Here is a 7,701-nt window from a genome sequence, read left to right on the forward strand (position 1 = left end):
TACGAAGGGAGGCGGAGGAGTGGAAGTCAAAATTCGGGAAAATTTGGATTTAACCATTACTTTCCCCTCTAATCTTACAGCCTCCCCCTAAAATGCCAAGGGATTAGGGCAAATTCAGGGGGCGATCGTCAAGAAATATTACAAACTGTTACGGGGACAGTGTAATCAGGAACGCAATGCCTGAGAATAGTTTGGGCAGGTTGCTCGCTGGAGTCCGCTGGTTAACGGCTTTGTCCAGTTCGTGACTATGTCTCGGTTGATAAAATCAGCTTAAAGCCTTTTTTTAACGTTTTAAATCTTTACGGAGGAATCCATCCATGAGTATCGTCACGAAATCAATCGTGAATGCTGATGCAGAAGCCCGCTACCTAAGCCCGGGTGAACTGGATCGTATTAAATCTTTCGTTACCGGCGGTGCCGCCCGTCTTCGCATTGCTGAAACCTTGACCGGTTCCCGCGAGACCATCGTTAAACAAGCTGGCGATCGCCTTTTCCAAAAACGTCCTGACATCGTTTCCCCCGGTGGCAATGCCTACGGTGAAGAAATGACCGCCACCTGCTTGCGGGACATGGACTACTACCTCCGCCTCGTCACCTACGGTGTGGTTTCCGGTGACGTTACCCCCATCGAAGAAATCGGTTTAGTGGGCGTACGGGAAATGTATCGTTCCCTCGGCACCCCCATTGAAGCCGTTGCTCAAAGTGTCCGGGAAATGAAAGAAGTTGCTTCTGGTTTGATGTCCTCCGATGATGCCGCCGAAGCCTCCGCCTACTTTGATTTCGTTATCGGTGCCATGAGCTAGGTTGTTAAACCTGAGCTTATTGAAGTGTTGAGCCCTAATTATTCAACCCTTTTAGCAATTTTTTCCATTGAGTAAGATTTAAGGAAACCAAAACTATGCAAGACGCAATTACGGCTGTAATCAACTCTGCTGACGTTCAAGGTAAGTACCTCGACGGTGCTGCCATGGACAAACTGAAAAGCTACTTCGCCAGCGGTGAACTGCGGGTGCGGGCTGCCAGTGTAATCAGCGCCAACGCTGCCACCATCGTTAAAGAAGCTGTGGCCAAATCCCTGTTGTACTCCGACGTAACCCGTCCCGGTGGCAACATGTACACCACCCGTCGCTATGCGGCTTGTATCCGTGACTTGGACTACTACCTCCGCTATGCCACCTATGCCATGTTGGCTGGTGACGCTTCCATTCTCGATGAGCGCGTACTCAACGGTTTGAAAGAAACCTACAACTCCTTGGGTGTACCCATCTCTTCCACCGTACAAGCTATCCAAGCCATCAAAGAAGTTACCGCTAGCTTGGTTGGTGCTGATGCTGGCAAAGAAATGGGCGTTTACCTCGACTACATCTGCTCTGGCTTGAGCTAGTCCTGGATTCCCGTGGGTAATGCTGCCTTGGTTGATTTACAACTTAGCCAGTAGCCCCTCTGTTGGAACGGGAAGTCTAAAGTGAGTGCTGGGGCCGTTAAAGCCACCACCGGGATAGCCGGGGTTTTAGCTGACCGGTATTGACTTCTGACTCCCGTTCTGTCGCATATGCCAACTTTTTAAGAGAAAACGTTTTAGGAGAGCCACACCCCATGCGGATGTTTAGAATTACGGCTTGTGTTCCTAGCCAAACCCGGATTCGGACACAACGGGAATTACAAAATACTTATTTTACGAAGTTGGTGCCCTACGACAATTGGTTTCGTGAGCAACAGCGCATCATGAAAATGGGCGGCAAAATTGTGAAAGTCGAATTAGCCACTGGCCGTCCCGGCACCAATGCGGGTCTGGCCTAGGCTCGAGACTAGTTGTTGCTAATTTAGCAATGTTGAATGGCAATTTTATGAATCAATTTCTTTGAGGTCAGCAATGGCCTCTTTTTTGTGATTTTTTGCATCTTCTGCCCTTAGGTTGTTCAGGAAGCCTGATAAATGGCGGGTCGATAGGTTGGCAGAGGAATGGATTTTCCCTCCGCTTTGGCACTTTCTAACCACAATTTTTTGGCAATTTCCACTTCCCGCAAAGCTTCAAATGGTGATTCACCAAAGGCGGAACAACAATTAAGGTCGGGAATATCGGCAATATAACCTTCATCTTCTTCACTGTAAAAGATATTGATGTGATAGTCCTTCATAATTAATCCTCCAATCTGAGATTATATTTTTCAACTAAAGTTAAAAACTGTTTGATTTGGTAAGGTTTGGCCTGTCCTTTAACATTTTGAACGTTAACTAATTCTGTGACGTCGGGGTGGATAAAAATATGGTGACTCCCACTAATTCTGGAAAGATGAAAACCAAATGACTCTATCAGGCTCACAAAATCGTTAAAAGGTATATTCTTTGAGCAAGACAAAATTTGTTTTAAAAGTTTATGTTTCCTCCCCATATAATCTCAATTCTCCCCACTGCTATTATCAATCACTATCTTCCCTTCTAGCTTGAAAGCAACACCATTCCTGCCGCTTCCAAATGGCGACCACCGTCCAACCGTTTTGCTCCAGCGCATCGGCGATCGCCTGACTTTGTTCCACCATAATGCCGCTGAGAATGGCCCAACCTTGGGGTTTGACCAGGGGGGTGAATTGGGGCAGTAAATCGACAATGACGTCCGCCAAAATATTGCAAATAATGCCATCCACCGGCTCCGCAATTAACTGCTCCAACTCCAGCACACTGCCCTCATTAATGACCAAATTATCGGGATGAATTTGATTCAGATGGCGATTATGGCGGGCCGAATCCACCGTTAGGGGGTCATTGTCCACCCCGTACACTTTGGCCGCCCCTAATAAAATTGCTCCAATGCCCAAAATACCGGAACCACAACCAAGATCCGCCAACACTTGATTTTTGTCTGGATCCACTCGCATTTCCAAGGATTCCAAACAAAGCTGGGTGGTGGCATGGGTGCCGGTGCCAAAGGCCACCCCGGGGTCGAGGCGCAGAATCAGGCGATCGCCAGGGTCTAGGGGATCAATCCAGGCTGGGTAGATAATAAACCGATCACCAACAGGGGTGGGTTGCCAATGCTCCTTCCAACTAATGGACCAATCTTCTTCGTCAATCAATTGCCAATGGAAACGGGGCTTGGGCACCTGAAGTAATAGGGCGTCCTGCTCACACCAGAGGGCTAGGGCGGCGAGGTCAAGAATTTCTGCCTTTTCCTGGGGTAAATAACCACGGATGAGCAGGGAATGGGCCTTTTTTTCAGTGGAAGTGCCCACACAGCCAAACTTTTCCAGCCGCCAAAAAGCAGTTTCTTCCAGGGAAGGATGGCAAAGTATTCTAATTTCCCACCAACTATTAGCCACAGCCATTCATTCCTCCCTGATATGGGCCAACGGCAGGGGAGGGATTTAAACCTCCCGAAATTGACTTCAACCTTTGGCAAGCTGATTAGAGCTTAACGGTGTAGGCATCTCGAATACCAGCCACCTTGGTAATTTCTGATAGCAAACCATCGGGGAGGGGATCGTCCAAACTCAGGGCCATGACCGCATCCCCCCGGACAATTTTACGTCCCACTTGCATGCTGGCAATGTTGACGTTAAAGCTACCCAGCAGGGAACCAATTTTACCAATGATGCCCGGCATATCCCGGTGCAGGGTGAACAACATATAGTTGTTGGGGGGAACGTTAATGGGGAATTCGTCTACGTCGGTGATGCGGATTTCGCCGTTGCTCAACAGGGCCCCCGTGGCGGAGTGTTCCCCCATGGTGCCAGTGGCTTTGAGGTGCAAGGAGCCGGAATAGTCCCGCACCGAAGCATCTTTGGTTTCAATTACCCTAATGCCGCGCTCTTTAGCTTCGATCGCCGCATTGACATAGTTGACCCGTTCCCGGAGGGCTTGGGAGAGCAGACCTTTAATGGCCGCCACCACCAGGGGTTGACTGTTGGTATATTCCGCCAAATCCCCCTGTAAACAAACCGTCAGGCGATCGATCCGGCCGCCCGCCAACTGCCCCACTAGGGTGCCAAGGGTTTCCGCTAGCTTGAGGTAAGGACGTAACTTTTCCATCACATCGGGGGTGAGGCCAGGGATATTCACCGCTGAACGGGCCGGTAAACCCAACAACACATCCCGAATTTGTTCAGCCACATCCACCGCCACGTTCACCTGGGCTTCTTCGGTGGAGGCCCCCAAATGGGGAGTCAAAATCACATTACTAAATTCCCGCAGACGGGATTCCCCCAGGGGTTCCTGGGCAAACACATCCAGGGCCGCCCCACCAATCTCGGCCGTTTCAATGGCAGTAACCAAAGCCTCTTCGTCAATGATGCCCCCCCGGGAACAGTTGATAATGCGGGCACTGGGCTTCATTTTAGCCAGGGTTTCAGCATTGATCAGATTAGCGGTTTCCGGCGTTTTGGGAATGTGTAGGGTAATGAAATCCGCTTCGCTGAATAGCAGATCCAAGTCCACCAACGTACAACCGATTTGGTCGGCCCGTTCCTGGGAAATAAACGGGTCATAGGCCAGCAATTTCATGCCCATGGCCTTGGCCACTCCGGCCACGTGGGAACCAATTTTTCCTAGACCCACTACCCCTAGGGTTTTTTTGTAAACTTCGGTGCCGATGAATTGTTTCCGTTCCCACTTATTTTCTTTGACGGATTTATTGGCATCGGGGATGTGGCGGGCCAGGGCCATCATCATGGCCAAAGCGTGTTCCGCCGCCGCAATGGTATTACCTTCGGGGGAGTTAACCACCACAATGCCCTGGCGAGTGGCCGCAGGCACATCGATATTATCCACACCAACCCCAGCCCGGCCAATGATTTTTAACTGGCTACCCGCTTGGATAATTTTCTCCGTCACCTTAGTGGCAGAGCGCAACATGATGGCATCGTACTCGGGGATGATGTCTATAATTTCTGCTTCCGATAGCCCAGTCTTTACGTCAACTTGGGCAACTTGTTTGAGAATATCAATGCCGACTTGGTCAATGGAGTCAGAAACTAAAACTTTAGCCATGGTGAATGATCGAAAAATTAATAGCGCTGGGGCCGGCGGGGACGGAAGGGGTAGAAAAAATCCCTGGAGCCAGGCTAGATTCACTAGATGCAGTTGGTATCCTGGGCCGATCTCCGTAGCCCATTCTAGCGGCTTGGGGGATAACCGTTAGCAATATTTCTGATTCCTGGGGCTGAGGTGGCCAAACCATAGGCAGTATTCCCTAGAAAGCCTAGAAGTTTTTGGATATAATAAGCAAGATTAATTTAAAGTAACAAAACTTAAAATTACCCCTGCCTCTGTTCCCCCAGAGGGAAGCTTTTTTAAAACCCCTTTTAGCCAACTTTATTCAACCCCTGTAGTGATTCCCCTTTTAACCACCGCCTTAGCCCAGCCAGGGCTTAATTTTCTGCGCCGCTTCCACCGTTGGCGCTCCGGCCTTGCCATTGATGCCACCACCACAGGCATGCAACTGATGGCGGGCTTTCTGGTTTCTGTGCCGGTGTTTATCCAAGCGCCCCTGGTGCGGCAATTTCCCTGGCTTTCCCTGGCGTTGACTTTACCCTGGGTGGCGATCGCCGTTTGGTTAATGAAACGACCCGATCAGGCCCTGTGGGGGGATTTACTGCTGGGCTTTAGCTGGAGTTGGTTGGCGGGGGCCATTTATTGGGGTTGGTTTCGTTGGGAACCCCTCTGGCATTTACCCATCGAGGCGATCGGTTTACCCTTTGCCCTTTGGGGACTGAAACGGGGCTGGGGCGTAATCGGCCATTTATTCTACCTAGGCTCCCTGACGGGAACGGCCGTCACCGATATTTACTTTTACCTCACCGGCTTGATGGATCATTGGCGTCAGGTGATGGTGGTGGACCCCGAATTCGCCCGGTTTGTTTTCCAAGCGGCCCTGGCTAAAATTCATACCCCCTGGGGGGCGGCCTGGGCTTGGCTATTGTTGGCCCTATTGCTGGGGCTGGGCGGTTGGGCGTTGCAACGGCGGTCCCCCGGCTGGCAGGCCTTTGCGGGAGCCGTGTTGAGTACTATTGTTGTAGATGCCCTTTTCTGGCTTGGGGCTATGATGGCCTAAGTCAACTTTTGCCATTACCCCGTGGATAAGCCTGCTCCATCCGTTCACCTAATAGTACATTTCTCCCATGGGGATGTGACTTTTCCTCTCCAGGGGCGGAACTATTGGACTGTGGGCCGGAGCCAGGAGAATGATTTGGTCATCCGGGACAGTTGCATTTCCCGCAACCATGCGATTTTGCAGGCGACGGAGGAAGATACTTTTTTGTTAATTGACCTAGGTAGCCGCAATGGCACCTTCGTCAATGGTCGGCGGGTGAGTATACCGATCGCCATTCAGGACAAGGACAAAATTACCTTTGGTAAAACGGAAGCAAAATTTTACTCTGACCAAAACGGTACACCGTCGGGGCTGTTGCGGAATCCGGCGGAATGGGATACCCAGACCAACGTGCTCCATGAGCGGCGACTAATTACGGTGTTGGTGGCGGATATGCGCAACTTCACTGGCATGGCCCAGCAGGTGCAGGAGGAATTGCTATCCCTACTAATTGGCAATTGGTTCCGCCAGGCCGGACATATTTTGCGGGAAGCCGGTAGCTGGGTGGATAAGTACATCGGCGATGCGGTGATGGCGATCTGGTTCCACGGCTACAACGAAGCTACCCCGGCGGAAATTCTCCAAATTCTCCATGCTGTCAACCGCCTCCAGGCCATGACGGCCCGGTTAAATCAAAAATACGATCTGCCTTTCCCCCTCCGTATTGGCACAGGAATAAACACTGGCTACGCCATGGTGGGTAATACCGGTAGTGGCGATCACCCCGACTACACGGCGATCGGTGATACGGTCAACGCTGCTTTTCGGTTAGAATCTGCCACCAAGCAGGCCCATTTCGACTTGGCCATGAGCGAAAAAACCTTTAGCTATCTACAGGAATTACCCCAATGGGCCGCAACTATTCAGCAAGACACCATTGAGTTGAAGGGTTACACCAACCCGATCGCCATTTACGGCCTGCCCTTTGCCACCCTGGGATTGCTGTTGGATAACACCACCCTGGAGGATAGTCCCCCTCCGGTACCGGAAGTACCTTAATCGTCCATAATGGAAACCGTCGTAATATTTCTTAACACCTATGCCTTTACCCAATTCCTTGACCACCCTAGATGGCACGCCCCTGGCTCCGGAGGTAATTGATAATAAAGTTGTCCTCTTTGTCAATGTTGCCAGTAAGTGTGGCTTAACTCCCCAGTACAGCGGCCTAGTGGCCTTGGATCAGGCCTATGGAGACCAAGGTTTGGTAATTATCGGTGTGCCCTGCAATCAATTCGGTGCCCAGGAACCAGGCTCCCCAGAGGAGATTAAAGAATTCACCAAAACCAAGTACGATGTGGACTTTACCTTGCTAGAAAAGCAAGACGTCAATGGTCCCAACCGCAGCCCCCTCTACCAATTCCTCGTCGGCGATGGCGAAGACATTGGCTGGAATTTTGGCAAGTTTTTAATTGGTCGAGATGGGCAGGTGGTGGCCCGCTTTGACCCCCAAACTAAACCCGATGACTCTTCTTTAAAAGCTGCCATTGAAAAAGCTTTGGGCTAAGTTTTTGAGCGACAAAACTCTCTGTCATTGAGCTTGTTGTAATTTTTACCCTGTGCTTCTGCACGGGGTATTTGTTGTCATAGCTTGAAATTTGGGGTGCACTGCTTTCGGA

The 7,701-nt window shown here is 50.6% G+C and carries 10 protein-coding genes; 6 read left to right on the forward strand and 4 right to left on the reverse strand.

The features are described from left to right. Positions 1-317 precede the first annotated feature (317 nt). The 3 genes from IQ219_RS13710 (at position 318) to IQ219_RS13720 (ending at position 1,800) form a co-directional block, all read left to right on the forward strand. Entirely contained in the window at positions 318-803 is a 486-nt protein-coding gene (locus IQ219_RS13710) for an allophycocyanin (protein ID WP_190598395.1), read from the forward strand. Positions 804-898: 95 nt separating this feature from the next. Further along, entirely contained in the window at positions 899-1,384 is a 486-nt protein-coding gene (gene apcB, locus IQ219_RS13715) for an allophycocyanin subunit beta (protein WP_010872504.1), read from the forward strand. Between the two features lie 212 nt (positions 1,385-1,596). After that, positions 1,597-1,800, forward strand: coding sequence for a phycobilisome linker polypeptide (locus IQ219_RS13720; protein ID WP_010872505.1), 204 nt, complete (start codon positions 1,597-1,599; stop codon positions 1,798-1,800). A 119-nt stretch (positions 1,801-1,919) separates the two neighbouring features. Here the strand turns inward: IQ219_RS13720 and IQ219_RS13725 are convergent, their stop codons facing one another. The 4 genes from IQ219_RS13725 to serA all read right to left on the reverse strand — a co-directional run bounded on the left by IQ219_RS13725 (position 1,920) and on the right by serA (position 5,067). Continuing rightward, positions 1,920-2,138, reverse strand: coding sequence for a type II toxin-antitoxin system HicB family antitoxin (locus IQ219_RS13725; protein WP_194072981.1), 219 nt, complete (start codon positions 2,136-2,138; stop codon positions 1,920-1,922). 2 nt (positions 2,139-2,140) lie between these two features. Then, the gene (locus IQ219_RS20560; protein WP_194072982.1) at positions 2,141-2,392 is read right to left on the reverse strand and encodes a type II toxin-antitoxin system HicA family toxin; all 252 of its coding nucleotides are present in this window, start codon (positions 2,390-2,392) and stop codon (positions 2,141-2,143) included. Positions 2,393-2,420: 28 nt separating this feature from the next. Beyond that, positions 2,421-3,323 (reverse strand): 50S ribosomal protein L11 methyltransferase, encoded by a 903-nt coding sequence (prmA, locus tag IQ219_RS13735; RefSeq protein WP_194072983.1) that lies wholly within the window; start codon positions 3,321-3,323, stop codon positions 2,421-2,423. Between the two features lie 79 nt (positions 3,324-3,402). Next, complete coding sequence (serA, locus tag IQ219_RS13740; RefSeq protein ID WP_190598398.1) at positions 3,403-5,067, reverse strand: phosphoglycerate dehydrogenase; 1,665 nt, start codon at positions 5,065-5,067, stop codon at positions 3,403-3,405. A gap of 256 nt (positions 5,068-5,323) precedes the next feature. Between serA and IQ219_RS13745 the strand changes: the two genes are divergently transcribed. Genes IQ219_RS13745 through IQ219_RS13755 form a run of 3 tightly spaced genes read left to right on the forward strand, consistent with a single transcriptional unit; the run spans position 5,324 to position 7,589 of the window. Beyond that, the gene (locus tag IQ219_RS13745) at positions 5,324-6,046 is read left to right on the forward strand and encodes a DUF3120 domain-containing protein (RefSeq protein WP_194072984.1); all 723 of its coding nucleotides are present in this window, start codon (positions 5,324-5,326) and stop codon (positions 6,044-6,046) included. A 21-nt stretch (positions 6,047-6,067) separates the two neighbouring features. Beyond that, entirely contained in the window at positions 6,068-7,084 is a 1,017-nt protein-coding gene (locus IQ219_RS20565; protein ID WP_194018681.1) for an adenylate/guanylate cyclase domain-containing protein, read from the forward strand. A 40-nt stretch (positions 7,085-7,124) separates the two neighbouring features. Beyond that, a complete protein-coding gene (locus IQ219_RS13755; RefSeq protein WP_194072985.1) occupies positions 7,125-7,589 on the forward strand; it encodes a glutathione peroxidase in 465 nt (154 codons plus the stop codon). Positions 7,590-7,701 lie beyond the last annotated feature (112 nt).

Source organism: Synechocystis sp. LEGE 06083 (genome assembly GCF_015207725.1).
GTDB classification, from domain to species: domain Bacteria; phylum Cyanobacteriota; class Cyanobacteriia; order Cyanobacteriales; family Microcystaceae; genus Synechocystis; species Synechocystis salina.

Excerpts from the sequence above, each read along its gene's own strand:
- IQ219_RS13710 (WP_190598395.1), top strand. The coding sequence starts at position 318 with ATGAGTATCGTCACGAAATCAATCGTGAATGCTGATGCAGAAGCCCGC.
- apcB (WP_010872504.1), top strand. The coding sequence starts at position 899 with ATGCAAGACGCAATTACGGCTGTAATCAACTCTGCTGACGTTCAAGGT.
- IQ219_RS13720 (WP_010872505.1), top strand. The coding sequence starts at position 1,597 with ATGCGGATGTTTAGAATTACGGCTTGTGTTCCTAGCCAAACCCGGATT.
- IQ219_RS13725 (WP_194072981.1), bottom strand. The coding sequence starts at position 2,138 with ATGAAGGACTATCACATCAATATCTTTTACAGTGAAGAAGATGAAGGT.
- IQ219_RS20560 (WP_194072982.1), bottom strand. The coding sequence starts at position 2,392 with ATGGGGAGGAAACATAAACTTTTAAAACAAATTTTGTCTTGCTCAAAG.
- prmA (WP_194072983.1), bottom strand. The coding sequence starts at position 3,323 with ATGGCTGTGGCTAATAGTTGGTGGGAAATTAGAATACTTTGCCATCCT.
- IQ219_RS13755 (WP_194072985.1), top strand. The coding sequence starts at position 7,125 with ATGCCTTTACCCAATTCCTTGACCACCCTAGATGGCACGCCCCTGGCT.